General features: G+C 63.5%; 32 protein-coding genes and 1 tRNA gene. 23 read left to right on the plus strand and 10 right to left on the minus strand.

Annotation, left to right across the window (positions count from 1 at the left end):
- Window positions 1-11: 11 nt before the first annotated feature.
- Both rhaI and D7252_RS07915 read right to left on the minus strand, forming a co-directional pair.
- Window positions 12-1,178: an L-rhamnose isomerase gene (gene rhaI / locus D7252_RS07910; protein ID WP_120774882.1), complete on the minus strand. Its 1,167-nt coding sequence runs from the start codon at window positions 1,176-1,178 to the stop codon at window positions 12-14.
- Window positions 1,175-1,561 (minus strand): L-rhamnose mutarotase, encoded by a 387-nt coding sequence (locus tag D7252_RS07915; protein ID WP_120774883.1) that lies wholly within the window; start codon window positions 1,559-1,561, stop codon window positions 1,175-1,177. The genes rhaI and D7252_RS07915 overlap by 4 nt, the downstream gene beginning before the upstream one ends.
- Window positions 1,562-1,697: 136 nt before the next feature.
- Between D7252_RS07915 and D7252_RS07920 the strand changes: the two genes are divergently transcribed.
- Both D7252_RS07920 and D7252_RS07925 read left to right on the plus strand, forming a co-directional pair.
- Complete coding sequence (locus D7252_RS07920) at window positions 1,698-2,717, plus strand: LacI family DNA-binding transcriptional regulator (protein ID WP_120774884.1); 1,020 nt, start codon at window positions 1,698-1,700, stop codon at window positions 2,715-2,717.
- Between the two features lie 70 nt (window positions 2,718-2,787).
- Window positions 2,788-2,876, plus strand: a tRNA-Ser gene (locus tag D7252_RS07925).
- A 55-nt stretch (window positions 2,877-2,931) separates the two neighbouring features.
- On the opposite strand, the gene D7252_RS07930 is transcribed toward D7252_RS07925, so the two are convergent.
- Both D7252_RS07930 and D7252_RS07935 read right to left on the minus strand, forming a co-directional pair.
- Window positions 2,932-4,065 (minus strand): site-specific integrase, encoded by a 1,134-nt coding sequence (locus D7252_RS07930; protein WP_183055220.1) that lies wholly within the window; start codon window positions 4,063-4,065, stop codon window positions 2,932-2,934.
- On the minus strand, window positions 4,058-4,612 hold the full coding sequence (locus D7252_RS07935; protein ID WP_120774886.1) for a helix-turn-helix transcriptional regulator: 555 nt from the start codon (window positions 4,610-4,612) through the stop codon (window positions 4,058-4,060). Before D7252_RS07935 ends, D7252_RS07930 begins: the two co-directional genes overlap by 8 nt.
- A 311-nt stretch (window positions 4,613-4,923) precedes the next feature.
- Between D7252_RS07935 and D7252_RS07945 the strand changes: the two genes are divergently transcribed.
- From D7252_RS07945 to D7252_RS07975, 11 genes are all read left to right on the plus strand, one after another.
- On the plus strand, window positions 4,924-5,286 hold the full coding sequence (locus D7252_RS07945; protein WP_120774888.1) for a hypothetical protein: 363 nt from the start codon (window positions 4,924-4,926) through the stop codon (window positions 5,284-5,286).
- Window positions 5,279-5,806 (plus strand): hypothetical protein, encoded by a 528-nt coding sequence (locus tag D7252_RS07950; RefSeq protein ID WP_120774889.1) that lies wholly within the window; start codon window positions 5,279-5,281, stop codon window positions 5,804-5,806. The genes D7252_RS07945 and D7252_RS07950 overlap by 8 nt, the downstream gene beginning before the upstream one ends.
- Window positions 5,807-5,892: 86 nt before the next feature.
- Window positions 5,893-6,129: a hypothetical protein gene (locus D7252_RS07955; RefSeq protein WP_147406709.1), complete on the plus strand. Its 237-nt coding sequence runs from the start codon at window positions 5,893-5,895 to the stop codon at window positions 6,127-6,129.
- Window positions 6,130-6,288: 159 nt separating this feature from the next.
- Entirely contained in the window at window positions 6,289-6,438 is a 150-nt protein-coding gene (locus D7252_RS19980; protein WP_183055221.1) for a hypothetical protein, read from the plus strand.
- A 114-nt stretch (window positions 6,439-6,552) separates the two neighbouring features.
- Window positions 6,553-6,681, plus strand: a complete 129-nt coding sequence (locus D7252_RS20350) for a hypothetical protein (RefSeq protein WP_259461066.1) — start codon at window positions 6,553-6,555, stop codon at window positions 6,679-6,681.
- A complete protein-coding gene (locus D7252_RS07960) occupies window positions 6,668-7,243 on the plus strand; it encodes a hypothetical protein (protein WP_120774891.1) in 576 nt (191 codons plus the stop codon). Before D7252_RS20350 ends, D7252_RS07960 begins: the two co-directional genes overlap by 14 nt.
- A 130-nt stretch (window positions 7,244-7,373) precedes the next feature.
- Window positions 7,374-7,670, plus strand: coding sequence for a hypothetical protein (locus tag D7252_RS07965; RefSeq protein ID WP_147406710.1), 297 nt, complete (start codon window positions 7,374-7,376; stop codon window positions 7,668-7,670).
- Between the two features lie 173 nt (window positions 7,671-7,843).
- A complete protein-coding gene (locus tag D7252_RS19985) occupies window positions 7,844-8,008 on the plus strand; it encodes a hypothetical protein (RefSeq protein WP_183055222.1) in 165 nt (54 codons plus the stop codon).
- 10 nt (window positions 8,009-8,018) lie between these two features.
- The gene (locus tag D7252_RS07970) at window positions 8,019-9,626 is read left to right on the plus strand and encodes a hypothetical protein (protein ID WP_120774893.1); all 1,608 of its coding nucleotides are present in this window, start codon (window positions 8,019-8,021) and stop codon (window positions 9,624-9,626) included.
- Window positions 9,627-9,774: 148 nt separating this feature from the next.
- Window positions 9,775-9,903, plus strand: a complete 129-nt coding sequence (locus D7252_RS20355; RefSeq protein ID WP_259461067.1) for a hypothetical protein — start codon at window positions 9,775-9,777, stop codon at window positions 9,901-9,903.
- Between the two features lie 43 nt (window positions 9,904-9,946).
- Complete coding sequence (locus D7252_RS07975; RefSeq protein ID WP_120774894.1) at window positions 9,947-11,494, plus strand: SGNH/GDSL hydrolase family protein; 1,548 nt, start codon at window positions 9,947-9,949, stop codon at window positions 11,492-11,494.
- Window positions 11,495-12,319: 825 nt separating this feature from the next.
- Here D7252_RS07975 and D7252_RS07985 read toward each other — a convergent pair.
- The gene (locus D7252_RS07985; RefSeq protein WP_120774896.1) at window positions 12,320-12,658 is read right to left on the minus strand and encodes an ATP-dependent DNA ligase; all 339 of its coding nucleotides are present in this window, start codon (window positions 12,656-12,658) and stop codon (window positions 12,320-12,322) included.
- 123 nt (window positions 12,659-12,781) lie between these two features.
- Here D7252_RS07985 and D7252_RS07990 point away from each other — a divergent pair, with 123 nt between their 5' ends.
- The 4 genes from D7252_RS07990 to D7252_RS08005 all read left to right on the plus strand — a co-directional run bounded on the left by D7252_RS07990 (window position 12,782) and on the right by D7252_RS08005 (window position 15,333).
- Window positions 12,782-13,078, plus strand: coding sequence for a hypothetical protein (locus D7252_RS07990; protein ID WP_120774897.1), 297 nt, complete (start codon window positions 12,782-12,784; stop codon window positions 13,076-13,078).
- A gap of 832 nt (window positions 13,079-13,910) precedes the next feature.
- Entirely contained in the window at window positions 13,911-14,186 is a 276-nt protein-coding gene (locus D7252_RS07995) for a hypothetical protein (RefSeq protein WP_251050667.1), read from the plus strand.
- A gap of 94 nt (window positions 14,187-14,280) precedes the next feature.
- Window positions 14,281-14,604, plus strand: coding sequence for a hypothetical protein (locus D7252_RS08000; RefSeq protein WP_120774899.1), 324 nt, complete (start codon window positions 14,281-14,283; stop codon window positions 14,602-14,604).
- 447 nt (window positions 14,605-15,051) lie between these two features.
- Window positions 15,052-15,333: a hypothetical protein gene (locus D7252_RS08005; RefSeq protein WP_120774900.1), complete on the plus strand. Its 282-nt coding sequence runs from the start codon at window positions 15,052-15,054 to the stop codon at window positions 15,331-15,333.
- Window positions 15,334-15,836: 503 nt separating this feature from the next.
- On the opposite strand, the gene D7252_RS08010 is transcribed toward D7252_RS08005, so the two are convergent.
- The gene (locus D7252_RS08010) at window positions 15,837-16,109 is read right to left on the minus strand and encodes a hypothetical protein (protein ID WP_120774901.1); all 273 of its coding nucleotides are present in this window, start codon (window positions 16,107-16,109) and stop codon (window positions 15,837-15,839) included.
- 272 nt (window positions 16,110-16,381) lie between these two features.
- On the opposite strand from D7252_RS08010, the gene D7252_RS08015 reads away from it, so the two are divergent.
- Complete coding sequence (locus D7252_RS08015) at window positions 16,382-16,645, plus strand: hypothetical protein (protein ID WP_120774902.1); 264 nt, start codon at window positions 16,382-16,384, stop codon at window positions 16,643-16,645.
- 3 nt (window positions 16,646-16,648) lie between these two features.
- On the opposite strand, the gene D7252_RS08020 is transcribed toward D7252_RS08015, so the two are convergent.
- Both D7252_RS08020 and D7252_RS08025 read right to left on the minus strand, forming a co-directional pair.
- On the minus strand, window positions 16,649-17,287 hold the full coding sequence (locus D7252_RS08020) for an NYN domain-containing protein (RefSeq protein WP_120774903.1): 639 nt from the start codon (window positions 17,285-17,287) through the stop codon (window positions 16,649-16,651).
- Between the two features lie 217 nt (window positions 17,288-17,504).
- A complete protein-coding gene (locus D7252_RS08025; RefSeq protein WP_147406711.1) occupies window positions 17,505-18,056 on the minus strand; it encodes a hypothetical protein in 552 nt (183 codons plus the stop codon).
- An 84-nt stretch (window positions 18,057-18,140) separates the two neighbouring features.
- Here D7252_RS08025 and D7252_RS08030 point away from each other — a divergent pair, with 84 nt between their 5' ends.
- Together D7252_RS08030 and D7252_RS08035 are read left to right on the plus strand one after the other, a co-directional pair.
- A complete protein-coding gene (locus D7252_RS08030; RefSeq protein WP_120774905.1) occupies window positions 18,141-18,584 on the plus strand; it encodes a hypothetical protein in 444 nt (147 codons plus the stop codon).
- Between the two features lie 691 nt (window positions 18,585-19,275).
- On the plus strand, window positions 19,276-20,160 hold the full coding sequence (locus D7252_RS08035; RefSeq protein WP_120774906.1) for an aldo/keto reductase: 885 nt from the start codon (window positions 19,276-19,278) through the stop codon (window positions 20,158-20,160).
- 24 nt (window positions 20,161-20,184) lie between these two features.
- Here the strand turns inward: D7252_RS08035 and D7252_RS08040 are convergent, their stop codons facing one another.
- Both D7252_RS08040 and D7252_RS08045 read right to left on the minus strand, forming a co-directional pair.
- Window positions 20,185-21,585 (minus strand): threonine/serine exporter ThrE family protein, encoded by a 1,401-nt coding sequence (locus D7252_RS08040; protein ID WP_120774907.1) that lies wholly within the window; start codon window positions 21,583-21,585, stop codon window positions 20,185-20,187.
- A 44-nt stretch (window positions 21,586-21,629) separates the two neighbouring features.
- Window positions 21,630-22,613, minus strand: a complete 984-nt coding sequence (locus D7252_RS08045; protein WP_120774908.1) for an alpha/beta hydrolase — start codon at window positions 22,611-22,613, stop codon at window positions 21,630-21,632.
- Between the two features lie 183 nt (window positions 22,614-22,796).
- Here D7252_RS08045 and D7252_RS08050 point away from each other — a divergent pair, with 183 nt between their 5' ends.
- The 3 genes from D7252_RS08050 (at window position 22,797) to D7252_RS08060 (ending at window position 25,982) form a co-directional block, all read left to right on the plus strand.
- Entirely contained in the window at window positions 22,797-24,119 is a 1,323-nt protein-coding gene (locus D7252_RS08050; RefSeq protein ID WP_120774909.1) for a DUF4434 domain-containing protein, read from the plus strand.
- A 109-nt stretch (window positions 24,120-24,228) separates the two neighbouring features.
- Entirely contained in the window at window positions 24,229-25,851 is a 1,623-nt protein-coding gene (locus D7252_RS08055; protein ID WP_120774910.1) for a sodium-dependent transporter, read from the plus strand.
- Window positions 25,848-25,982 carry a methionine/alanine import family NSS transporter small subunit gene (locus D7252_RS08060; RefSeq protein ID WP_120774911.1) on the plus strand — a complete coding sequence of 45 codons (135 nt, stop codon included), beginning with the start codon at window positions 25,848-25,850 and terminating at the stop codon, window positions 25,980-25,982. Before D7252_RS08055 ends, D7252_RS08060 begins: the two co-directional genes overlap by 4 nt.
- Window positions 25,983-26,085 lie beyond the last annotated feature (103 nt).

Consider the following 26,085-nt stretch of genomic DNA (forward strand, 5'->3'; position numbering starts at 1 on the left):
GGATGGGGGTTTCAGGCGCCCCAGCCGGCCTGCACTCCACCGACGCGGTCGGCCGCGATCTTCTGCTGGTATCCGGATGCCGCGTAGGCGGCCATCGGGTCGGCGGCGAGGCCGCGCGACTCGCGCCACTCGGCGAGGGCCGGACGCACGTCGGTGTAGAACGCGTCCATGAACACCGCGTTGGCCGCCAGCACGTCGCCGGACTTCTGGGCCGCGGTGAGTGCTTCGCCGTCGACGAGCAGCGCGCGTGCCGTCATCTCCTGCACGTTCAGCACCGAGCGGATCTGACCGGGGATCTTGTCCTCCACGTTGTGGCACTGATCGAGCATGAACGCCACGTCCGGGTTGTTCAGACCGCCACCGCGGACGACCTCGAACAGGATGCGGAAGAGCTGGAACGGGTCGGCCGCCCCGACGATCAGGTCGTCGTCGGCATAGAAGCGCGAGTTGAAGTCGAACGAGCCGAGCTTTCCGAGGCGCAGCAGCTGCATCACGATGAACTCGATGTTCGTACCCGGCGCGTGGTGGCCGGTGTCGAGGCAGACCATCGCCTTGTCGCCCAGCGCGCTGACCTGGGCGTACGAGGTGCCCCAGTCCGGAACGTCGGTGTGGTAGAACGCCGGCTCGAAGAACTTGTACTCGAGCACCAGTCGCTGATCGTCACCGAGGCGGGCGTAGATCTTCTGCAGGGACTCCTGCAGGCGGTCCTGACGGCCGCGGAGGTCCGCCTGACCCGGGTAGTTGGAGCCCTCGGCGAGCCAGATCTTCAGGTCGCGGCTGCCGGTGGCGTCCATCACGTCGATGCACGCGAGGTGGTGGTCGATGGCCTTCTGTCGGATCGCCGCATCTTCGTGGGTGAGGGCGCCGAACTTGTAGTCGTCGTCCTGGAAGGTGTTCGAGTTGATCGTGCCGAGGGTGACGCCGAGGTCTTCCGCGTGCTTGCGCAGGTCGTCGAAGGACTCGACGAGGTCCCACGGGATGTGCAGCGCCACGGACGGGGCCAGCGCGGTGTATTTGTTGACCTGTGCGGCATCCGCGATCTTCTCGAAGGGGTCACGAGGGGTTCCGGGGGTGCCGAACACCTTGAATCGGGTGCCGGAGTTGCCGAACGCCCAGCTGGGGAGTTCGATGCCCTGCTGCTCGAGGGTCGCGAGGTGGTCGGGGGAGAGGATGCTCACGATGCACTGCCTTCTTGGTCGTCGTCGTTGTCGGATGCTGCGTGCTCGCCGGCTGCGGCGAGCTGGTCTTCGAGGTGGAACACCTCGGTGAGTGTGGTGGCGGCCTGATCGGGGCGTCCGTCGAGGCCGAGGAAGTACTTGCTCATCTCGGCTTCCCAGCGTGCGGCGACGGGGGACGCGGCGAGGTAGGCCTGCGCCGCAGCGTCGTCATCGGTCTCGTAGAACCCGAAGAGAGCGCCGCCCTCGCCGAGAAAGAGCGAGTAGTTGCGGCGGCCGGCGGCCGCGATCTCTGCGAGCATGTCCGGCCGGACAGGGGAGTGGCGTGCGAGGTATTCGTCCAGCAGCTCTGGTCGTACCTGCAGCTGAAAACCGACGCGGGTCATGGCGTCCTCTCCTCGTCGAGGGGTCATGGTGTTGAATCGTTTCAACGGATCGATTCACGATAGATCGAGATGCGTGGCGATGTCAAGCCGACCTCCGTGCGACACTGGACCGCGATGCGTGAAGAGCAGGGGTGACATGGCCGTCAGTGTGAAAGATGTCGCGGCGGCGGCCGGAGTGTCGGTCGGCACGGTGTCGAACGTGTTGAATCAGCCCGAGCGGGTGTCTGCGCGCACGGTCGAGCGTGTGCAGCAGGCCATTCAATCGCTCGGCTTCGTGCGCAATGACGCCGCCCGCCAGTTGCGGGCCGGTCGCAGCCGCAGCATCGGACTCGTCGTCCCGGACATCGGCAACCCGTTCTTCGCAGACGTCGCCAGAGGGGCGGAGGATCGTGCCGCCGAAGCGGGGATGACCGTGCTGCTCGGCAACAGCGACGAGCGCGACGAACGCCAGGAGGCCCATCTCGAGCTGTTCCAGGAGCAGCGGGTCAACGGTGTGCTGCTGACTCCGGCATCCGACGATCTCGCGATGCTGCAGCGGTTCGCCACAGCCGGTATGCCCATCGTTCTCGTCGACCGTGACATCGAAGGCGACGCCTTCGCCTCGGTGTCGGTCGACGATGTCGAAGGGGGAAGTATCGCGGTGCGACACCTCTTAGATGCCGGGCGTCGCCGCATCGCCTTCATCTGCGGACCGCGATCGGTGCAGCAGGTATCCGACCGTCTCCGAGGGGCGGATGCCGCGGTGGCTGAGTTCCCTGATGCCGAACTCGAGGTCATCGAACGCTCTGCGCTGACGGTGCTTCAAGGGCGAGCGGCGGGGGAGGCGATCGCGGCACGGGACGCCGCGACACGACCCGATGCGATCTTCGCCGCCAATGACCTCCTGGCTGTCGGGCTGCTGCAGGCATTCAGCTTCGGCTCCGGCATCCGAGTGCCCGACGACATCGCGTTGGTGGGCTACGACGACATCGATTTCGCGTCAGCCGCCGTGGTTCCGCTCAGTTCGGTGCGTCAGCCCGCGCGGATGCTCGGACGCACTGGCGTCGACCTGCTCCTGAACCGCCTCGACGGGGTCGAGCACGACAGTCGGGTGCGCTTTCGGCCGGAGTTGGTCGTGCGCGAGTCCAGCGGCGGCTCTTCCGCAAGCCTTGGGTAGCGGATTCGTGACTGTCTCGCCGGACCCGTTATGATGGACGGGTGCATCCGTGCTTTCGGGTCGGATGCCTGGAGACGTCGCATAGTCCGGCCGAGTGCACCACCCTGCTAAGGTGGAGTCCCCTCACGGGGACCAGGGGTTCAAATCCCCTCGTCTCCGCACCGTCAAAGGTCCGAGATCCCCTGGAAACACTGGGATTCGGACCTTTTGCATTTCAATCTGCCATCGAATTGCCACCAACCGCCTCTTGGGTCAGCGCATCTATTCGCGTCAAAAGAGTCTCAATGTCGTCGTCGAACAGATCTGCGTAGATGTCTAGCGTCATCGCAGCCGACTCGTGCCCAAGCATCCGTTGGATCGCTTTAACGTTGCCGCCAGCGCTGACCGCGATCGATGCGGCCGTGTGCCTCAGATCATGCAGCACCATGTTCTCTGCGCCCGCTTCACGCAGGGCTGACTTCCACCACGACTTCGAGCCGCTGGACGCCCGCACTCGCCGCATGTAGCCGCCGCCAGTGCCAGGGAATACCAAGTCGCTCTCTGCCTTCCCCCCGAGCGCTGCTCCCAGTGCGTCAGCTGTGACACGGGGGAGTGGGACTTGACGTGATCCTGCACGCGTCTTTGGCGTTCCCTCGTGAATCTCTCCAAGCGTCTCAACTGCGTTGCGTCGAACCGATATGCGCCGTCGTTCGAGATCCACGTCACGCACGCGCAGAGCGACTGTTTCTCCCCAACGGAGTCCGCAGTACCCGAGCACGAGAACAAGCGCCCTGTGCTGCCCCGCAGCCTCAGCCACGGCATGCAGCTCCCCAGGAGTCAGATAACGATGGTGCCGCTGCGATGTCTTGCGCGGCAGCGAATCCACGCCCTCGGCCGGATTCCTCGGTATGCGGCCATCTCGCACAGCCTGTTTCAGGATGCCGTTCAGGACACCGTACGCGCGCAACTTCATCGTCGCGGACTTGTCGATTGCGCCGACCCATTCGGCGACTTCGCTGTTGACGATCCGGCGCAGCTCGACGTCTCCCCACCGCGGTGCCACGTAGTTCCGCCAGGACGCCTCGAGCGGGGCGAATGACGACGGCTTCAACGTCGCTTTCTTAAGTGCCAGCCAAGCCGGCGCGAGGGCGCTAACGGTTACCCGGGCCTTCCTCGGGTCGGTCCACTCTCCCGTGTTGAGCTTGGTCTTCTCCGCCGTCAACCACGCCTCAGCCTGATCTCGGGTCGCGAAGCCGCGCTTTTCGATGATCTTGTGGGAGGGCGAGCGGTACCGCGCCCGCCATAAAAGTCCAGACTCCGCCTTCTTCGACGGGTAGGAGTAGACGTTCTGAACGACTCGCTTAGCCATCAGATGAGGGTCGCCACGCCTCAGCGATGATGTTACGGATCGTCTCAGAAATCTCGTCGTCGTCTCTGAGTCTCTTCTCGGCGTAGCCCCGCACCTCTTCGGCCACCTCGACGGGGTCGTACCGCAGCGCGTCCCGAAGTTGATCGACTTGAGAATCAGGGAGGTCGACGCCGTCATCGATGCGCGTCAAGTGCCTCGCCAGCTTCATCTGTGCGTCCAGCATGCGTTGGCTGGCGAAGAACACATCCTCGTAGGCGGCCTCGAGCGGGCGGAGGAGCAAGGTTATTGCGAGCGAGTGTTTGCCATTCACGAGGGAAGTGACATCAGGGAGTTGCAGCGCCCGTGCGAGGGCTGCCGCCTCACCAATCGTCGCCTTCCTGTTGCCCGACTCGATTTTGTAGACCGTTTGCTGTTGGAACTCGAACCCCAACTGCTGCATCTCCTCAGCAAGCGCGGCCTGTGAGAGGCCCTTCCGCTCTCTCGCTTCTCGCAAAGTCTCGCCGAAAGTCTTGTCTACGGCGGTCGCGTCTCTCCCCGGGCCTGGCATGTCATCAAGATACCTCCAAATAAGTGTTGCACTCAAACCGAAATCGGGTGTACGCTGAAGTAGCTTCAAAACAAAACCAAAAGGAGGTTGAGTATGGGTGTATCGGCAATAGGAGATCTCCTCGCACCCGATGCGGTGTGCGAGCTGATCCCCGGCATGACGCGGGCGAAGCTTTCTCAGATGCGCTTCAGCGGAACTGGGCCGGCTTACTACAAGCCAACGGCGAAGACAGTGGTCTATGACCGGGACGTCGTTGTCGCATGGCTCAGGTCCACGGAGCGGGTCGGTACCAGTGAGTTTGCGGAGACCGGATGAACGCACCGTCGTACTCGACTTCCATGCCCCGGGCGAGGTTGGACCCGCACGAAGTCGATCGGCTCATCGTCTACGCGATGGGAGCGCTGGAGAAGCACAAGATGTCGTTTGTCAACGACAGCGGCGCGCTCGTCTGCGTTGGTACGTCTCGCGGCAAGATGAGCCGGCTCGTGAGGGATGCGTTGCGAGTGTTCGGCCCCGAGAAAGCTCGCCGGACGATCGACGAGCACATCGCCAACCTGATTGAAGTCGAGCGGGAGTCTTACCGCAGAGGCTTCACCAGTCAAAAAAGAAAGCGGCCGACCTGTTGGAGCAGGGCGACCGCGGAGTCATCTGAATTGGAGATCCGAAATGACTAGTACCACCAGTGTAGACCACACCCCCGCCGCGCGCACCTTGTTGCTGGACGGGTGCGCCGGGGGTGATGACGCCTTGTTGGACGTGGGGGCGGAGAACAAGACGGCACCTCCGCCCCCTACTCGCCTCGACCCGGGCTGGGAAGAACACGCTGCGGCGTTCCTGGCCATGCACCCGGAGATCTCGGCTGCGGTGCCCCGGTGGACCGAAGAGCTTGACTTCATCGACATTGAGAGTGATGTCGACGGGACGATCTTCTCGTTCGCCCGCACCATTCGAGATGTCGAGATATACGGGGGCGGCAGGCTTCACGCGGACGGACGAGTGGAGCTGTGCGACAACGGCATCCCAAACATCTACATCCGTTCAGAGTTGAGGGCGGACGAAGACCCGAATGTCGCACAGTGGGCACTGCACGTCGCGGAAGATCTCACCGCGGCGGCGTTGTTGTTGCGGGCCGAATCGAAGTTGTTGCGTCGGCCCGTCGATGTCGACGCCGAGCTACAGCGGCTGGACATCTGATGGCCTGCCGGTTCGGCTGGTGTCAGACGCCCGCCAAGCTGCATTCAGAAGACCCGAGCTATCACACGCGAGAACTCGGACACGGAATGCTGCTCACCGTCAACATGGATGGGCAGCCGATCGCCAACTGGATGCCCGACTGGGGTGAATGGTGGATCGACAAGCCCGGAGAGATCGACACCGAGTACGACGACGTCGCGATCATGCTCTGCGAACTCCCGAAGCAGTACAGAGAGTTTCGGGAGGCGCTAATCAACGACCCGGTGTTCGCCGACGAAGTCGCCGCCGTGAAAGCCAAGGATGCCGCGGAGATGAACAGATGACACATCCGAGAGTCCTATATCGAAGCGAATCCGACTATCGCCGTCGAACATGGCGCCGAACTGCTGGCGCGGAACTCGCGCCCGGATCTCTTCGCCCTCGCTGACGACAAGGTCGAAGCAGAGCTGGTCCGCACGGGTCGGCTGAGCCTCGAAGCACCTGTGAGCGAAGCGCGGGGAGAGGAGCCACGCTCTCTCGCCGAGTGGCTGACGATTCGCGATGAACTCGCGGCAACGATCGCCGAGTATGCGCCGCAGGGCGTTTCTGCGTCTTTCCGAGAGGCAGCAGAGGCCCTTCTCGTGCAGGGGTGAATGAAAGCCGCAGCATGACCGAATGGCTTGCGCCATCGACCCAGCGCCCCTCATCTCGGTTGATGAGGGGCGCTGCTGATCTCAACTGAACATCGACCCCGAGGAGGGGATCACATGACGAACGAACCGAAGGAGACCGCAGCGCAGAGGCGGATGAAGGCATTTCACAAAGCGCAGGCACTCATCGCAGCCGCCCGCGAAACAGCGAAGCAGAAGCCGCCTCCGGTCGATGACGACGCATGAGGCGTGGGCGCCGATCCCCAACAACCTGTTTCGGCTCGGATGGACGAAGACCGAACTACTTGTGTACCTCGCGCTGCTGTGTCTGCCGTTTGAACGCAACGGCATTGTCATCGCGGGGCAAACGGAAATATCGGTAGGTGCGGGCGTCTCGGTGCGCACGACCCGAGACGTGCTTCCCCGGCTGGCGGCGGCCGGGGTCATCGTCCAGAAGCAGCTTTACGACGGGATACCGAGCTACTACCGGGTGAACGAACTCCCGCGAGACGGCGGATTCTTTCGGCTACCGCGGCGGTGGCTGTGGGAAACCTCACTGACGGCAACCGAGCGGATCGTCTACCTCGTGCTGCTGTCCCGTCGCAACAGACGCACAGGTGAGGCCGTCGTGTCGTGGGTGTCGATCCTCGCCGAAGCCCGTGTGACGAACCGGACGCTAGCCCCCGCGCTCGACGCTCTGACCGCGGTAGGGCTCATCACACGAATCCATCAACCGCGTCGTGGCAAACGTCAGGGCATCAACAAGTACCGAGTCCAGCTGCCTACCGAACATGTTCCGAACATGTGACCCAGGCAAAAGGGCACACCGACCCAGGCAAAAGGGCACACCGACCCCGGCAAAAGGGAACGAGGAACAAGACATCTCTATAAGACATCTACACAAGACCTTAGGCGCAACTGCAAGCAGTGGCGCTCGCATGAACTTCCAGAACCTACGAGTGAACCGGTCAACAGCGAAACAGCGAACCCTTCTCCGTGATCTCTGGATCATCATCAGCGGGAAGCTCCCCTCGCAACAGGTCGAGCACGTGTGGGAAGTTCTCACCGTCCAACAAGCCCAGGACCTCATCAGCGACTACTACAGCAGGTTCGGGCGCGCCAGCAACTACGACGGTGGCCTCGACGAAGCCGACCCTGAAGTCGAACACCTCTCACCTAAAGGGAGGGCTTTCGTCAGCTCGGGGTTCGACCCCTACTTCGACTTCAACACCTGAACGGAGATCCACAGCATGAGCGCACCGCGACCAGCCAACTTTCGTGCTCTCGCTGATGCATGGGATTCGCCCATCGCATTCGCCACCGAGCTATCGCACTACTACTCGCAACTTCGCGAAAGCGGGCACCTGCTACCTGCACCCGACATCACAGGCGAAAGGAAGGAGATCACGTGACCATACGCACCGCCGTCCTCTGCGACACCTGCGAGGCCGTATTCGTCACCGACAACCGCCAACCACGAGGCCAGCTCACAGCACGGGCACACGCAGACGGATGGACATCGACCAACCACAACGGACGCTGGACCAACCAGTGCCCCGACCACACCAACTGAAGGAGACACCATGACCACCATGCAGTTTCGCGACACCACCAACAACGTCGTCATCCGCGACACCGACAGCGAAGCACTCGTTGACGTCGCCACCCGCATCAAAGCACAGCGCGACACCGCCCGAGCATCGAGCAACGCCCACACGCGGGCCATCAACGAGATCAACAACGATCCGACACTCAGCGAACAAGGCAAGGAGGAGCGCGCCGCAGAACTCGAAGCCACTCGCAGCACCCAGCGCAAGAGCTGGATCGCAGACGAGAAAGCAATCATCAAGAACAAGATCACCGAGCTCGAGCGACGCCTAGACGGATTCGTCGGGTACTCGAGCGAGAACATCATGGCGTTCCGCGACGCGCAGGACCGAGCCGAGAACATCGGTGACCCAGAGAAGGCCGCAACCGTCATGGCCCGCGCCCTCCGCACCAACGACAGGACACTGGCGCACGCGCTATACCGCCGAGCAGTCGAACAGCGATGGGAAGACGCGCGACGAGCGTTCGCCGCAGATAACCCTGCCGTTGCCCAGCTGTCCATGACGTGCACAAGCTCCACGAACTGCACGACAGCACCTTCACACGAGCCGTCGCATACATGTGACACCCAGGCGGGGGTCCCCGGGTGGGGCCTCCGCCTCCGGGTCTCTGGGGCTTGCCGCCCTCTCTCCCCGACATTTTTTTCCACACGGACACCGAAACCACACAGGAGCAACCGAATGAAGAAGCACACAATTCAGCTCGAATCGGTCAAAGCGACAGCCGCCCGGGAAGCAGCGGACGAACTTCACCGCCTCGAATCTCGAACAGAAACCGTCCGCGCCGCAGCTCTGACCGGCAACCTCACGGCCCACGACCTCGCCGCGCACAACGACCAACTCAACCTCGCCAAGCTACGGGCAGAAGCCGCCTCAGAAGCCGCTGACGCCGAACAGCACAACCTCGGCACGGCAAACACTGTCGCTGATGCCATCGCCGAGTTCATCGAAGATCCAGCGCTCGATCCCACCGCGATTCTGGACGCAGCCGAACGAGTGCAGGAGGCGATCACCCAGCTCGAGGAAGCCAACACGACACGAAATGAAGCGATAACCACCTGGGTCAAACGTCTGCGGCAGCTCGGTATCCCCGACCGGGGACTCACCGTAAATGACGACGAGGTGCACATCATCGCGAACGGGACTGGAGGCTCATCTATCGCCATCGGCGCCGGTCGAGTAACGAGCGTTCCCAACGTCGCCGGGTACCTCCGACACATCACACAGCGTGCCACCAGCCGAGCCACCATGAGTATCGACCCGGTAGGACTGAGCAGCACCGACACCCGCTCACGAATGCGAGAAGACATCGCATCCGTAAGGCTCACCAAAGCGATCGGCGGGCGCAGCATCGGTGACGTCCTCACGACTCGCACTCACGCTCGCAGCGTGCTCGCACAGATGGTTCACAACGGCAGCGCTGAACTCATCGAGGGTGATATCCCGGAGCGATCCGAGTACGAGCGGACCTTGTTCGTCGGAGATACGTCGCGACTCCCGGACACGCAGCACGTCACCACCATCCGCAACGTCAACGACGATGCCATCGTCGCAGCAGCGGTCACCAAGGCGTTCGAAGCATGATCACCGCACTCGTGAGCACTCAGTCAAAGGAGCAGGTGCGGGTGCCTCCCCCTGAACCTCTCAGAGTCGCCGGAGATAGCGGGTCCTGTTATGCGTGCGCAGAGGCCCCGTTTTTTCGACCGATCAACCATCTGAGAGGACCTACTTCATGACTCATTACATCAACGGCATCCACCTGCCTACTGGGCAGCTCGAGATCGATCAGATGCCAACCATCAGCGGCGTGCAGCCGAACGTGTACGTCGATTCAAACGGCGTCTTCTACCGGATCACCTAATGGGCGCCAACTACACATCAACCACGAGAGAAGGAGCAAGCCCATGGCTGCTGACTATGTAACAATCACTAACCTGCGTGGACCCGCCGCACGGATCACATCATTCACCGCAAACACGGTGCCCGCCGATCAGCCTGCCGCCGCTCGCATGACAGGTGCAGACCAAAACCGGCAGATCGAAGTAGATGTGCCGCGCGGCCTCTCCGGCCTCAACGCCGTGCCGACCGATGAAGCAGTGGGCACGATGGTAGCCGCTACCGATACGGAAACGGGGATCGCGGTTCGCATTCTTGCGGATTCGGCAGCGTCCCGGCGCGCGGACCCTCTGGGCGGTGCCGCGGCGGAACGCCTATTTACGAAGATGCGGCAGGTGACCGCTGACGCTGTGATCGTGGCGCTGGGTGACTCGACAGGCGATGCGCCGTACCGGTGGCCTCGTAAGCTCGCACTCCTCCTCGTTACCCTGTTCCCTGCTTGGACGGTCGCATACTCGCGGTGGAACAACACCACACGGTCTTACGATGCCGCCGAAGTGTTGAACGTTGGGACGAACGGTCGCACCCTGTTCTTCTGGAACGCATCAGTGTCCGGTGGGAGCACGTACACTCACCAGGCGCCTGACGCGGTGCCTATGTATGTGTCGAAAAACCCGGACTTGGTGTTTCTGAACGACGGCCACAATGAAGGATCGCCGGCTTGGACGCCGCAGAACACTGCACTGGGCTTCCAGGCCCGCTACATGGCCATGGCTGAGGACGTTCGCCGGAACAGCCCGCAGGCTGGGATCGTGTGCATCGGTCAGAATCCGCCGCAGAATGCGGTGGCTCTGATGGCCGACAAGTCAATCATCATCAAGGGCGTCGCGGCGATGCGTGGGTACGGGTTCGCTGACACGACACAGGCTTACATCGACGCCGGAACTCCGGCATCACTGTACGAGCCTGATCTGCTTCACCCGAACTCGGCCGGCGGAGACCTGCAAGCACAGGTGATCCTCCGGTCGATCTACACGGACACACCATCCAACCCGGTCACTTCGCCAGCGTCAGTTTTTACTGACCCTCCCGCGGTGAACCTGATTGCCAACGGCGACTTCGCAACACTCGACGCAACGACGTTCGCGCCCGGTTCGTGGAGTTCGAGCCGTCTCACATTCGCGAAGGACACGACGAACTACGAGAACGCTAAGCGCGGGTATGGGTTGCTGATGACGCCGACTGGTGGCGGTCAGGCGTTCATCTTCCAAACGTTCCTCAACGCCACTCAGATCGTTCCGTGGCGTGGACGGCACGTGACGCTTCTTGCTCGGGTGCGTAACAACGCGTCGGCCCCGAATCAGAATGCGGGTATCGTCCACCTCATCGACGGTGTGCAGGGTGTCAGCGGCGGCGGCATCATCAGCCTGGGCGACCCGTGGACGTTCGGCGGTTTCGTGTGGCGGGCTCTGACGATGCGGATCGCCGACACGGCGACGCAATTGCAGGTCCGCGTGTACGGGGACTACTCCACAGGCGCTGCGGCAGGCGGTCCTGGCGTCACGCTCGATGGCGTGTGGCTTACCGAAGGCGCGATAACGCGGAAAGCTGTGTAGCGTCGTGCGCGACGCGGAGGGGGTTGCTGCCCACACCTCACTAGATTGAAAGACCCCCGCCTAGCCTTCGGGCCGGGTGGGGGTCTTTCATCACCGTGCTCAGTCGTCAGCGCCTAGGCGAAAGGGCTGCCGGGCAAGAGCGCACTACTCGTGGATTCTCTGACGACTGACGCGTTGGTCACCTTCAAGTACCGACTGCTAACCGTGGCTGTGAAGCATACAGATACGCTGCTCGCGGCGATTCCCGAAGCGGAACACGTTCCGTATGTCTTTTCGGTATTGGCTGTATTCCAGAGGCCTTGGTCCACCGCGGTGATCACGGACGATGAGGTCCGGTTTCGTACGATTGTCGCGGCCTGCACGTATTCTCCACTTCGCACGACGCACGCCTGAGCGGATACTTTTGGCCCGTTTAGTGTGGGACCGCAAGTCCAGTTCGAAGGCATACTGAACCCACCCGGGTACGGCTGCCAGTTGCCTGTAGGGGCGGCACTGGCAGGCTGAGCAGTAAAGACCCCGGCGAGGAGGAGGACGATAGCTGCGAGGGCTGTGGATCGCTTCTTCATCTGAGTACCTTTCGTGGGCTTCACTAGCCCGTCAGATCGAAGGTAGAGGCTTCGCACGGCTGACCGCTGTCCCCTTTTTGGCCTACAGACACCGCCGCCGCAAATCGATATGTTGAGAGACTGCCCGCCCAGTGCCTTCGGGCCTATTTGCCAAAGCTACCGATGCGAACCTTCGCGGTGTCTGTCTCGTTATCGATGATCACCAAGCACCGATAGTTGGCCCGGATCATCGCGCCATCCAGCGCACCGCTCGCGGCCACTATGCGGAGTCTGTGTTCTCGAGAGGTGCCACCGGTGCACCTTCGGGGGGCTCGGGCACCAGGTAGAGCCCACTGGGGGAGTTGGCGGTGAACGCCAGCGCTTCGATCCACTGGCGATTGATTGATGGCTGTCGGCCGCCGAAGTATTTGAAGACCAGTGAACTGCCCGGCTGCAGCCAGACAGTGGTGCGCCCACCGCCGACGCTGGCGTCTTCGCGCCAGCTGAACGGGAAGGGCTCACCACGACGCAGCTTGGCCGTGATGACGAACTGAAGGTGCGAGAGAGCGCGGTCTTCGATCTCGGTCTTCACGCCGTCCTCGTAGATGAACTTGCCCATCCGCGTTCCCCCTTGTCCGCCCGCACTTGCCTCGAGAGGCGATCGTAACGACCGCCGGTGCAATCGCCAGTGTCCCATGTTCCCCGATGAAGTATCCCTCTCTTGGCGCGTACTGTTCTACTCATGGGAACTCTCGAGTACAACAGCTCTCGGCCGCCGATCGAGGTCGACGACGCCACGCTGGCGCATCTGAAGATCGTGATCGGTACGAAGCTTCGCCGCCAGGAGAGTTTCATGATGACGTGGCTTCCCGATGAGAAGAATCCGGCTGGACGGCTCACCATCTGGATGCACCCGAGCATTCCGCTGATCTTCGCGTTCAACGACCCGAAACTGCACTCGATCGAGCCGGAGCGCATCGGACGGATGATGGAACACGTGAACTCTCGCGGTGAATTGATCCTCGACCAACTCAGCTAGCGCCCAATCAACTTCGAGCGCCCATTCCGTAGGGACTCCAGCGGCCCCTGTTGCGTGTCACGGCGACGTGAAGCCCCCGCTAGAGCTATCCGGAGGCGCACGGGGGTCTCGTGGTGGCGCGTTGTGGGCCGCGTGCATTCCGGTCCCCGGGGGTGATCCCGACAAGTCTGGGGAACCTGCGGGACCACCTGCCGGCTTCGCTGGGGACTCCACCGGCTTATAGACCGCTGTCACGTGCGATCACGCTCAAGCTATCTCTGAAGCCTTGATACCTGTCAACCCCCTAGCAATCGCCTCTGTCCTAGCTACCGTGATCGGTTGCAGCCCGTGCGGCGATCTGGGGAGAGCCGCGATGGGACTCTGCAGGTCGGTGGCCCGTGGTGGCGAGAAGGGATGCGACTGCGGGCCGCCGCGCTCCGCTTTTTCGAAACACCCGCGTGAAGAGATGCCTGGCGCGGGTGAAGCCTGGATTCCCAAAGCAGACCGGCGTAGCCTGCTCGCAGAGCCGTGGCAAAGGGCTGAAGCTGGGGACCAGTCCGGTCGCGATCTGAGCCGTCCACCGAGCCGGCGCTGGGGTCTTGCTCGGTGGATGGCGACAAACGGCGACCCATTCGAGTTTGAGCCCGGCGTCTGCAGGTCGCGCTTCGTTCGCGCAGTGTCGCGCGTAGAGTAGCCAGGCTGGCCCGGACCCCGCTAGCGACGATGGGTCCGGAGCGGCACCGCGGCCCCGGACCCATCGCCTCGGGCGGTCTGTATCGTGCAACCCCTACGGCTTTCGCTCAGTGAACGCAACCCCGTTTCTGGGCGATCGTCGGCCTCGTACCGTGAGGCGATGACTTCAATGCAGACGATGATTCGCACGCAGGTGGTGGTCGACGGCGTACCGTTCTTGCTCTCTCAAGGCCAAGATTTGGACGCGCTGAAGCGGAGCTTCGAAGCCGCGCTAAGCACCGGCGCGTTCGTGGACTTCTCCGTGGTCGGCAATCGAGAAGTCAGCGTTCTCGTCTCGGCCCACACCAGCATCGTCCTGTCAATTGACACGGTGCAGTTCGACGAGAGGGATGACGGCGACCTCGAGACTCCGTACGGCGGCATGTTCGACTTCTAGAGCGTCATCGCAACCTCTCCGCGCCAAGTGTCATGAGACGGCTCGAGACCAACCGAGGCGGCCTGGGGGCGATGTTCCAGCTAGGGTTCAGAATATGGGAACCATTCAGTACGGCGGCACAGGCGACGCGATCCATATCGACGATCGCGCCCTCGCGCACCTCAAGGTCGTGATCGCGACAAAACTGCGCCGCAACGAAAGCTTCACCCTTTCCTGGGTCCACCACGACGACGATCCCGACGGCCGATCCACCATCTGGCTTCACCCATCCATCCCCCTGCGGTTTACCTTCGAAGAACCCGAAACCCCGCAACTCAACGTGAAATGGATCGAAGACCTCATGCACTCGGCCAGTTCCACGGGTGGCATACAACTCATCGACGAAATGCTCGAGACTCCCGCAGACGAGGCTACGTAGACTGCCTCAACCTTTTGGGCCTGGCGACTGCATCCCGGGTTCGCTCATACTCGGCACGTGCGTACCCGCGGCACTGAAACCTGCATCACAGGCCGTTCTTGGTCGCCGATGGCTCAGATACTTGAGGCATGCGGCGTCCGGGCAGCGATTCGAGCAGGAGCTTGCTGAGAAGCTTCACGAGCACAACTCTTCCCAGCGCGGCCAAGAGCGTAACGACAACTGCTGCGCCAACCCAGACCCAGGGTGACAGCGAACGCGCGACACCCTGTCGGCCACTCCATCTCACCTTTCGCACAGCCTCATCCTTCCTTAGATTCCTCGGGAACGGTATGACTTCTGCTGCTACCCCCAGAAAGCAAGGGGGTTACTCGAATGTGGTCGGACTGGTTGTCTCGAGGAGTTCGGCCGCAGTCGCGCCGATGCCCACCACCACAGCAAGGAATCATCATGACGAACCCCAACACGAACGGGCGCGTCTCTCGTCTCACGACTGAGACCAAGGCTGCGTTCAAGACCACCGAATTCATCGCTTACGTCGTCATCCTCGTCGCAATGTTCATCGCTTCCGCAGTCGTTGACAACGGTGAAGACGGCCAGGGATTCGGCGCGTCGCAGGTCTGGTGGTACGCCACTATCCTCACGGTCGGTTACATGGTCAGCCGTGGTCTCGCCAAGTCGGGCAGCCGCGAGCGGTACGACAGCGACGACCGCGCCAACCGTCACAACTGACGAACGTAGCACCGGCCGGAGGCCCCCATCTAGACTTCGGGTCGGGTGGGGGTCTCCTCGCTTTCTGCTTGTTGCCCCCGGTTCGTGGCGCAACTGCCCGCGCCTCTTCCGACGAGTGCCATGCAACCCAACGACCCACTCGAGTTTAAGCTCCGGGTACTTCGAGATACCACCGAGAGGTTCCGACGCCTAGCATCGTCGGGCGCAGATCCCGCGTTCAACTGTCTCCTTGCTGATCAGCTCTCTCGCCGCGCGGACAGGATTGCAGCGGGAGGGAATGACCACTCGCTGATCCTCTCGACGAGGTGCTCAAGACTCCGCCGGGCGCCTAGCAGCCGGAGAATCAGCGCGCACCCGCGATCTTGTGGCCCAAAGTCGACCTAGACGCCAATCGTGTAGCGGCGTACTCTGCTCGCAGAGCCGCGGTGAGTGAACTGGGGAACGTCCGAACCGCGTTCTGATCTCCCACCGAGCGATACCAGGGGACTCCTCGGTGGGAGGTCCTATCTCGGAAGGGTGGCGCGCGTGATTTCGGCTGCGTGGACGGCGGCGCGATGAGCTGCGTCGCGACCAGCGAAATTCACTGTGACGAAATACTCATCGTTGATGCCGCGCTCGTGGATCGTGACGGCGTGGTCGACGACGATGAGAACGCGTTGGGCGGTCAGGCTTGCGTATTCGAACGTGTTGCCGTCGCGGTTCCAGTCACCACCGAGCAGATCGTCGAGCTGCTCGGTGACCGCACTCTTGTTCCAGGTCGTGTCGGTGAGATCCATTAGTCGCTCCAGTCAGCGGATCGATGCATAGTGCCCGGGGCCGGGTGTTGCCCAGCAAGCTTTTGAATGTCTCGGAGGTTGATACCGAGCGCGGTGGCCATTGCCCCCGGTGGGTATCCTTCCTCGCGTAGTGCTTGGATTGCCCGACGGCGCAGGGCGTCCGCGCGAGACAGATTCCCATGTGCCTCGGCGTGGTCGCCAGCGCGGATCATCATTCTCCGGCCACAGATCGAGAATAGCAATATTCGAACATATGTTCTATCCTCGTACTCATGAGTACGCCAACCGTCGCACCCACGGCAACACTATGGATGGTCAACGACATCCCCACACGGATGATCTACGCCGGCCGACGATGGCGCGTCACAGACACCCCAACGCGACTGCGCCACTCGACCTGGACGGTGCCACTCGAGGAGGCTCACACGGGCCTCTACGGCTGGCGATTCCAAGGGACGGATGACGAGGGGCTGTCACTCGTGTTCGACGTCTACAAGGGCGCGGACGGCTGGCATCTGCACCGCACGTACGAGTGAGACCTAAGCCCAGCGGGCAGGTCTGTTGAAGTTCTTCCCATCGGCGGTGAATGACGTCGGGAGTTGCAGCTTCTTGATGCGCCTTCGGTCTATGTGGAAGGAAGCCGGCATTAGGGTCTTGAGATGTTGAGAGACCCGGTTCGGCGGAAAGGCTGCGGCGACGAAAAGATGGGCACCGATCGATCCCACCGCCTTCACTGCTGGCACCAGATCACTGTCAGCGCTGACGATGATGGCGGAATCCATGCTGTGGAGCGCGGCGTCGGCCACGAGCGTGACCGCGATATTGACGTCGGTCTCTTTCTCTTCGTAGTGCACATGGGAATTCCCGCACTTGAAGCAGACTATGTTCTTCTTCTGATATCGGCCCATGATGGCAGAGAACTGGTTGGGGTAAAGCGCCGCCAGAGCCTCCACGTAGTGCGCCTGTCGGCTCTGAGCACGGGGATCGTCCAGGACGGGGGCACTGAAGTACTTCACCGCAACCAGTCGCTGCTGGGGTCGAAAGCTCTGGGCTAGGGCAACCAGATCCAGCCACAGCGTTGAGCGCCCGAACTCTTGATGCATCCCGTGGTAAAGATTGAACCCGTCGACATAGACGATCAATCTCTCCTTGGGCTTCATCGGGACCGGCTGACTCATCTGGTCATCGTACGGCACGCACCGCGACACGCCCGGGATTCCGAGTGGTAGCCAGCCACTAGGTGAGAGCCTAAGATTGGACATACCACACCTGGTTGACCTGTACAGCCAGGCCCGACGTCCCCGCCGCAAGCGGGGACGTCTTTGTTTTTGCGGCATCTCAGCCGATCATTCACAGCCACGCCGACCCGTCTTCTCCGGCCATGGGATCGGATGCCTACCGGTATGTGATCTTCCACGGCTCGTCGGGAAGCGAGTCAACCCATGCTCGAAGCGCATCTGGAGTGAACAGCGGCTTTGTCCCGGCGTAGTGGGCAACGAGTCGATTCATCTTGACCGCCGCCTGGATCATGCTCACGCTCACGCCTGTAGCTATAGCGGCTTCCTTGAGAGTGTAAGCGACCTTCCGTGAGCCGAGCGCGTGAATCACCTCGTCGTGGACGATGGACCGCAGCTCGTTCGCTGTGAAGGCCAGCCTGACCGCTCCGGGGTCTGGTTGTGCAGGCGGCTCCGGAGTCTGTGGGTAGCCGCGAGGAACATCCGGATGGGATCGCAGGTACTCCTCGAGGTCCACCCACTTGCACGGCAGCTTGGCTCGCGTTGTCCAAAGTTCCACCACGGCCGGGTCGTCGATGAGTCGGATGCGGATGCTTGCCTCGTAGTGCAGGCCCGGATTCAGGATCAGAGCCCTTTGTAGAGGTAGCGCTGTCCCCGGCCTGAACGCCCAATACTCACCGGTCTGAATCCCAAGCTCGCCACCAATCGGCATGGGCCGAGAGTACCCCTTGATGTCTGTACATGCTGACACGATTTCTGAGTATCGTGCTCTCTACCAACTGAGGGGAGATCGCTCATGCACATCAGAGAAGACACACTCGATGCGACGATCCGAAAGGTACTTCGGGAAGAGCTTCGTTCTATGCCGCCCTCTGTGCCAGTCTTCGCCTCATTCAGTCAGGGCGCTGTTGCCGCGGCGGTGCGTGCAGAACTGGCCCGGGCGAACAAGCATCCCGCTGATCTCACGGAGGTGCTCGGCGTCAGCCGGCCGACCGTGGCTGGCCGATTGAGTGGTGCGTACGCATTTTCAGTCGCAGAGCTGGACAGAGTTGCCTTGTTTCTTGGCATCGGCGCCTTCAACATCCTCGAGTCCGCGATGCTAGGAGAGCGGTTCGCCGCGACAGAGACTTCGCTTGAGGAGCAAAAACGCGTCTTCGCACCGGATGCATGGGCGCAGCCACCGCGAGCGCTGGCGGCTCAGAGACGCCGCGCCGAGGGGCGGAGGCCAGGCCCGCACTGAGTTGGTCTAACGGGGGAGTAGATCGCCCGCCACGTTTCTGCCATCAAGTGAACAGTGATCAACGTCCCGAGATGCGTCCAAACTGGCTCCGCATCCGCGTCTTTTCGGCAGTCGGCACGAGGCGGCCGAGCGACGCTAGGTTTCAAATCCCCTCGTCTCCGCAGTGAAAGTCCCCGCTTCGGCGGGGATTTTTTGGTCCCGGGAGCGTGAGGCTCATCCGGTGTGACTGCCGCGTTCCGACTGGGCGCCCCGGAAGCTGTCGGTCCCGCTGTGCGCGGGACGGGCGAGTGCTCGTGGGCACTTGCGTTGTCAGGTTTCTCGGGCTCACGTCAAGCCCCCGGCACGGCTCAGCCCGCGCGGGTCCTGGCAACCCTTTTGACAACTCGGCGCACCTCGACATGAACCGTCGGCCAGCTCGCTGGGACTCAGCAGTTCGGCCACCTTCATGTCCGGCGTCGCTCAGCGATTGAAAGGACTCCCTGTGAACATCTCGGTGGTCGAAGACCGGGCCCGGAGGAAGTGTCATCGCAGCGGCGGCGCTCCCTGTCCTGCGACGGCGGCGGATTCGACGCACCTCGGGCTGACCGCCATCGGGCCTGACGCGCAGAGCGTGCATACTCGGCACCATCTACATCGGTCACAGCCGCGATGAGGTGGAGCCCCTCCGCGGGGCCGCCCGTAGGATCGACCCATGAAGACACGTGCACTCGGCAATGCCACCGTCGGCCGCGTCGAGGTCGGGGCGGTCGGGCTCGGCCTGATGACCTTCGACCAGACCGGCCACCAGCCCCGCGAGCAGCTGCTCGACACCGTCCGCGCCGCGCTCGACGCCGGCGTCACTTTCTTCGACACTGCCGACGCTTATGGGCCCGGCGAGGAGCTGGGCGCTGATGCCCAGGGCGAGAACGAGAAGCTCATCGCCTCGATCCTCGACGAGCTGGGCGTCCGCGACCGCATATTCCTCGCCACGAAGGGCGGTGCCTTCCGCACGGAGGGCGGCGGCTGGGACCTCGACGGACGGCCCGAGTACCTGCGTCGGGCGGTCGACGCCAGCCTGTCGCGGCTCGGGGTGGAGCAGATCGCGTTGTGGCAGCACCACCGCCCCGACCCCAAGGTCGACTACGCCGAGACGATCGGCGCGCTGACCGAGATCGCGGCCAGTGGCAAAGTGCGGATGATCGGGCTGTCCAACGCCGACCCCGGTCAGATCCGGGCGGCGCACGAGGCCCTGGGCGACAGCCTGGTCAGCGTGCAGAATCAGTTCAGCCCGAAGTTCCGCAGCAGCCGACCCGAGATCGACGTCTGCACCGAACTGAACGTGGCGTTCCTGCCGTGGAGCCCGCTCGGCGGGCTGTCGGATGCCAAGGAGCTGGCCACCCACCACCCGGCCTTCCAACAGGTGGCCGAGGCGCGCGGCGTGAGCGCCCAGCAGGTCGCGCTGGCCTGGGAACTCGCCCAGTCGCCGGTGGTCATCCCGATCCCCGGAGCCAAGCGGCCGCAGTCGATTCGCGACTCCGCCGCCGCCGCCGACCTCGAGCTGACCTCCGAGGAGCTGGCCGCACTCGACCAGGGCTGACGGCAGGGGCGGTCGTCTGCGCCGTCACCGCCGAACGCGGGCCCGCGTCTTCGTCACGCTTTCGAGCGTCGACCGCACCGGGGTGCCGAGGTAAAGGCCCAGCGAAGCGCCCGACGCGAGGGCGATTCCGACCACGGCGGCCAAGATCAACGAGGTGCTCCCCGTGAGCATGTCGCTCGTCGAACCATCGTTGTTGATCATCTCGAGCAGCCCCTGGAACACGGCGACGCCCGGCACGAGCGGCACGATCGCAGCGGTCGTCACCGCCACCGACGGAACATGCAGGTGGTAGGCGATCAATACGCCGACGAAGCTTGCGAGCAGTGCGCCGATCGCGCTCGCGGCCGCCGGATGCAGTTGCAGCGCGGTCGCGACCGTATATCCCGCCATGGTGATGGTGCTCAGAAGTGCGCTGACCAGGATGATCCGGATGCCGGCGCCGTTGAACACGGCCACCGCGATCGCGATGATGATCGCTCCGGCGAACACGCCGGGCAGAGACCCGAAGGGGATCGGCTCAGCCGAGAGATCCATGGTGAAGCCCAGCACGCTGCCGAGTTCGAGTCCGACCAGGATGCCGACGACGACGCCCAGCGTCTGCATCGTGAGGTCGAGGATGCGCCCGCCGGCGGTGAGCGCGAAGCCGTCGATCGCATCCTGAGCGGCTCCGACGACCGTGAGCCCGGCCAGCATGAGCACGATGCCGGAGGCGACGATGATCGAGGGTCGGATGCCGACGAACACGTCGATTCCTGCGGCGCCCAGAGCGGAGACGGCGACGGCGACGGCCGTGGTGACGAAGCCTCCGGCGATCTGGCTGAAGAAGAGCGGCACTCTCAGACGGGCGAGACCCGCCTGCGTCAGTGCGGCGCCGAGGGCGGCGACGAAGGTCAGCCCGACGATGATCGGCGACGCCCCGAGCATGATGCTGACTCCCACTGCGAGCATGGCGCGAGCGGTCACCACGACCGGCTGCTGATAGCGGAAGGGCACGCGGCGGATCGCGCGGAAGGTGAGGCGCGCCGTCTCCAGATCGAGCCCGCCTTGGATGTCGGCGACCAGAGCTTGGACCCGCTGCAGCTTCGCGTGGTCCGGCGCTGTGACGCGGACGACCCGCAGCAGGGTCTCGGGCCACACCTCGCCGCTGAGGTGGAACGAGACGGTGATCGAGTTGTAGGTGACATCGACCTGCACGCCGCGAAGCCCATAGGTGTCACAGACGCGCGTGATCGCGAGCGTCACCTCATGCGCCGACGCGCCGACGGCGAACATCGCCTCGCCGATGCGGGTCGAGAGATCGAGAACCCTGGGCACCATGCGCTCGTCGATGACGGGGAGGACCTCCGTGGGGGCGACGCTTGACGGGTCGGTGTGCACGATTCTGCGCACGGAGGCGAGCAGTCGCCTGGGGGAGCTCCGGGGCATATGCCCATTCTCCCGGATCGGCGTCGATCCCGACGCCGCCGCGGTCACTCTGGCGTGGGACGTTCCCTCGTGTCGTCCCCGGCTGCAGCGTCTGCCGGGGAATCGACTCCGAAGGCTTTGCGGAGCGCGGCCTCCTGCGCCCGCCAGAAGGACTGGGAAACCGGGCGGCCCGACATGAGGATGTCGAAGCCGTGGAAGGCTCCGTCGACGACCACGAGTTCGCAGGGCACGCCGGCTTCGCGGAGCCGCTCGGCGTATCGGACGTCCTCATCGTGGAACAGGTCGTTCGAGCCCACACCGATCCACGCCGGCGGCAGTCCGCGCAAGTCCGCCCGGCGAGCAGGGGCCGCATAGTCGAGAACGTTCTCGCCGCCCGGCGGGTGGCCGAGATACGCAGACCAGGCGTAGCGGTTGCTGCCCTTCGTCCAGACACGGACACCGCGCACCTGATGATCGCCACGGACGACCGTCCGATCGTCGAGCATCGGATAGATGAGAAGCTGAAAAGCCGGTTGCGAGCCGCCGGAATCGAGTGCCATCAGCGCGGTCGCGGCCGCCAGTCCTGCTCCCGCACTGGCACCACCGAGGGCGATGCGACTCCCGTCGATTCGCTGTTCGCGGGCATGGTCTACGAGCCACCGGAACGTCGCATAGACATCTTCGACAGCGGCGGGGGCCGGATGGGCGGGCGCGAGGCGGTATTCGACCGAGACGACCGTGATGCCCAGTGACCGCACGAAGGCAGCGTTGGTGCGTTCGTCCGAAAGCCGATTGCCGGTGATCATGCCGCCGCCGTGGACCCAGAGCAGCGCCGGGGTAGACCCGACGGCGTCCCGAGGCCGGTAGACGCGGATGTCGATATCCGGAGCATCCATCGGCCCGGGGATGAGCAGGTCTTCGACGATCAGATCGTCCGGACCCTGTCCCGGCCTCACCGGTGCGCGGTTCGCCAGTGCCGTGATTCTGGGGCCGAAGGAGAACGAAGGGATGAATCGCGCTGCCGTGAGGTCGGGATGGAAATGCGCCATGCCCGATCCTCTCAGGTGGCGGCGCGCACATCGCCACTCGGTCCTCGTCGGCGCATACGCAAGGACCGGGTGTCCGCCACGCAACTCCGCGCGGACGCTACTTAATCACCGAAGACAGCGGCATCGGTGCGACGCAGGCTGCGTACTTTGACGCGAGACAGAACATCGAATCTCGGAGTGGAAATGCATCGAAATATCACGCGACTACTGCTCGCCACCGTCCTCACTGCATCTGCTGTCGTCGGCATGGCGGCGCCAGCAAGTGCTACCGAAACGCCCGCGAAGATCCCCTCGTCACTGATCGGCGCCGACCAGGCTGCGCTATGGACGCCATCCATGTGGGCGCAGCAACTCGATGACCTCGACGCGGCCGGCATCGACGAGGTCATCCTGAACTATGCCGTCAAGAAGACTGATGCCGGTCTTCAGGCGTATTACCCCAGCTCGGTGCCGGGCACGAAGCCCGTGCCGCACGCCAAGGGATCGGAGTCGGTTGTCGACGAGCTTCTCGAGGGTGCGCGCGCTCGGGGCATGAAGGTGTGGCTCGGGACGTACCTGCCCGACCAGGATTGGTTCGACGAGCCGGTCGTCGCGGACGACATCCCGGCCAACGGCGTGATCACGACACAGGTGCTCGAAGATCTCGACAAACGCTATGCAGGCTATTCCGACGTCGTGGAGGGCTGGTACCTGAGCACAGAAGTCTTCAGCAGTTACAGCTGGGTGTGGGACGCCCACGTGGCTCTCGTGGACTACTACAAAGGACTGACGGACGTGGCGAGCACCGCTGCGACGGCTACTCGCACAATGGTGTCGCCGTTCTTCAACATCCGTGAGGACTCCGACCGGAAGCAGTTGCGAATCGACCTGTGGACGTCGATGTGGACTCGTATTCTGGACGCTGCCCCTCTGGACGTGATTGCGCTTCAGGACGGTACCGGCGACTGCTGGCAGAACGAGTGCGGCCCCTGGGCGGGTAACCCGTCAGCCATCAAGAGCGCGCTGATGACGAAGTACACCGCGACGCAGGCCGCCATCGATGCAGCCGGCCGCGACACGGAATTGTGGGCCAACATGGATCTCTACGATTCCTACGGGTATAGTCAGCCGATCGGCGACATCCAGGACTTCCACACGGCCTTGACGCCGCTGGTGTCGCACTTCACTTCGTGGAGCTTCTCGCGTCAGTACGCACCCTGGACCTTGGGCGTCGACTCGTTCTCGAAGCCGTTCGGCATCTGGAATCAGGGAGGCGAGCTGTCACAAGTTCCTCCGTCCGCTCCCGTGAACGTCGTGGCGACCCAGTCCGGGGACGTGGAGACCGTCACGTGGGACGCATCGATCCCCGCCGAGGGCGCCCGTATCGCTCACTACCGGGTGAACGACGCGTCGGGGACCCAGATCGGACAGGAATGGGATGGGTCGTGGTCAGGGAAGGGCGAGTGCGTCACGCTGCAGGCCGTCGATACGTCTGGCAACGTGTCAGAGGTCGTTCCCACCTGCTGACTCGTCCATCCACGCAGGACCCCGCCCGCCAGCCACCTGTCGGGCGGGGTCCTTGCATCAAAGCGGCCCTTTTTCGCGTCATCCACTGCCACTCCGGTATTCTCACCGCATGACCACCGCAACGACTCAGACCGCGAAACGCGAGGCTTTCGGGTCGCGGAACGTATTCATCCTCTCGGCGATCGGTTCTGCGGTCGGCCTGGGAAACATCTGGCGCTTCCCCTACGTCGCGTACGAAGGCGGCGGCGGGGCGTTCCTGATCCCTTACCTCTGCGCACTGCTGACAGCCGGAATCCCGCTGCTCTTCTTCGACTACGCGATCGGCCACCGCTTCCGCGGGTCGGCACCGCTCGCGTTCCGTCGCATCCATCGTGCGGCCGAGCCTCTCGGCTGGTGGCAGGTGCTCATCTGCATCGTGATCGCGGTCTATTACGCGGTGATCGTCGCCTGGGCGGGCATGTACACGTGGTTCTCCGCGCAGCTCACCTGGGGTGCGGGCAACGAGGAGAACTTCTTCTTCGTCGACTTCCTGCAGTCGGCTGACGTGGGCGAGGTCGGAGTCTCCGCCGCCTTCGTCCCGCAGGTGGGTATCCCGTTGATCGGGGTCTGGCTGGTCGTCATCATCATCATGGCGCTGGGCGTGAAGCGCGGCATCGGCAAGGCCAATATGATCCTGATGCCTCTGCTCACGCTGATGTTTGCGGTGCTGGTGGTCCAGGCGCTGTTCCTCCCCGGCGCGATGGAGGGGCTCAACGCGTTCTTCACCCCGAACTGGGAAGCCCTCGCCGATCCGGGTGTCTGGGCATCCGCCTACGGACACATCTTCTTCTCGCTGTCCGTCGCCTTCGGCATCATGGTCACCTACGCGTCGTACCTGAAGCGCAAGACCGACCTGACCGGCTCCGGCCTGGTCGTCGCCTTCGCCAACTCCGGCTTCGAGATCCTCGCCGGCATCGGGGTGTTCGCTGCTCTCGGCTTCATGGCGCAGGCGGCGGGCACGGAAGTGGCCGGCGTCGCCTCGTCGGGTATCGGTCTCGCCTTCATCGCGTTCCCCACGATCGTCTCGCAGGCGGTCGGCGGCTCGATCATCGGAGTGCTGTTCTTCGGCGCGCTGGTCTTCGCCGGCATCACCTCGCTGATCTCGATCCTCGAGGTCGTCGTGGCCGCCCTTCAGGACAAGCTCGGGTGGGGACGCGTCCGCACCACTCTCACCGTCTCGATTCCCCTTGCCGTCATCTCGATGGCGCTGTTCTCGACGACCACCGCATTGTCGGTGCTCGACACCGCTGATGCGTTCGTCAACGCCTTCGGGATCATGGCCGTCGCTCTCGTGGCGGTCGTCGTCGTCGCCTGGGTGCTGCACAAACTGCCAGCGCTGCAGGAGCACCTAAACCGTCGCTCCAGCTTCCGCGTCGGCCTGATCTGGAAGGTCGCGGTGGGAGTTCTGGCTCCTCTCGTGCTCGGCTACCTCCTGGTCACCGAGCTCATCACCAAGATCTCCGAACCCTACGGCGGATACCCCGGGTGGTTCCTCGGTGTCTTCGGCTGGGGAATGGTCATCGCGCTCGTCGTCTTCGCGGTCCTGCTCTCGCTGCTCCCGTGGAGCACGCGGTCCCACGCGAAGGACGACCCCGAGTACGACGACTTCCTGGTCGACGAGCACTACGACCCGGACCCCGAGACCGGTGTCCTCGATATTCAGAAGCCGGCGCAGAACGGAGCAGTGTCATGACCCCCGTCGCCATCGTCATGATGATCGTCGCGATGATCACCGTCTGGGGTGGGCTCATCGCCGCCGTCGTGAATCTCGCACGCCATCCCGAGGCGGACGAGGCCGAGCCCGCGGTGCCGGTCGAGCTCTGACGTCGGTCGCGGTCAGGCGTCGGGTCAGGGGGCGGATCGGGCCACGCCGACGGCCGTGCACTCCGCACTCTCGTCGGTGACGCCGACGCGGGACGTGTTCACA

The sequence above is a fragment of the Microbacterium sp. CGR2 genome (assembly GCF_003626735.1).
Classification (GTDB): Bacteria; Actinomycetota; Actinomycetes; order Actinomycetales; family Microbacteriaceae; genus Microbacterium.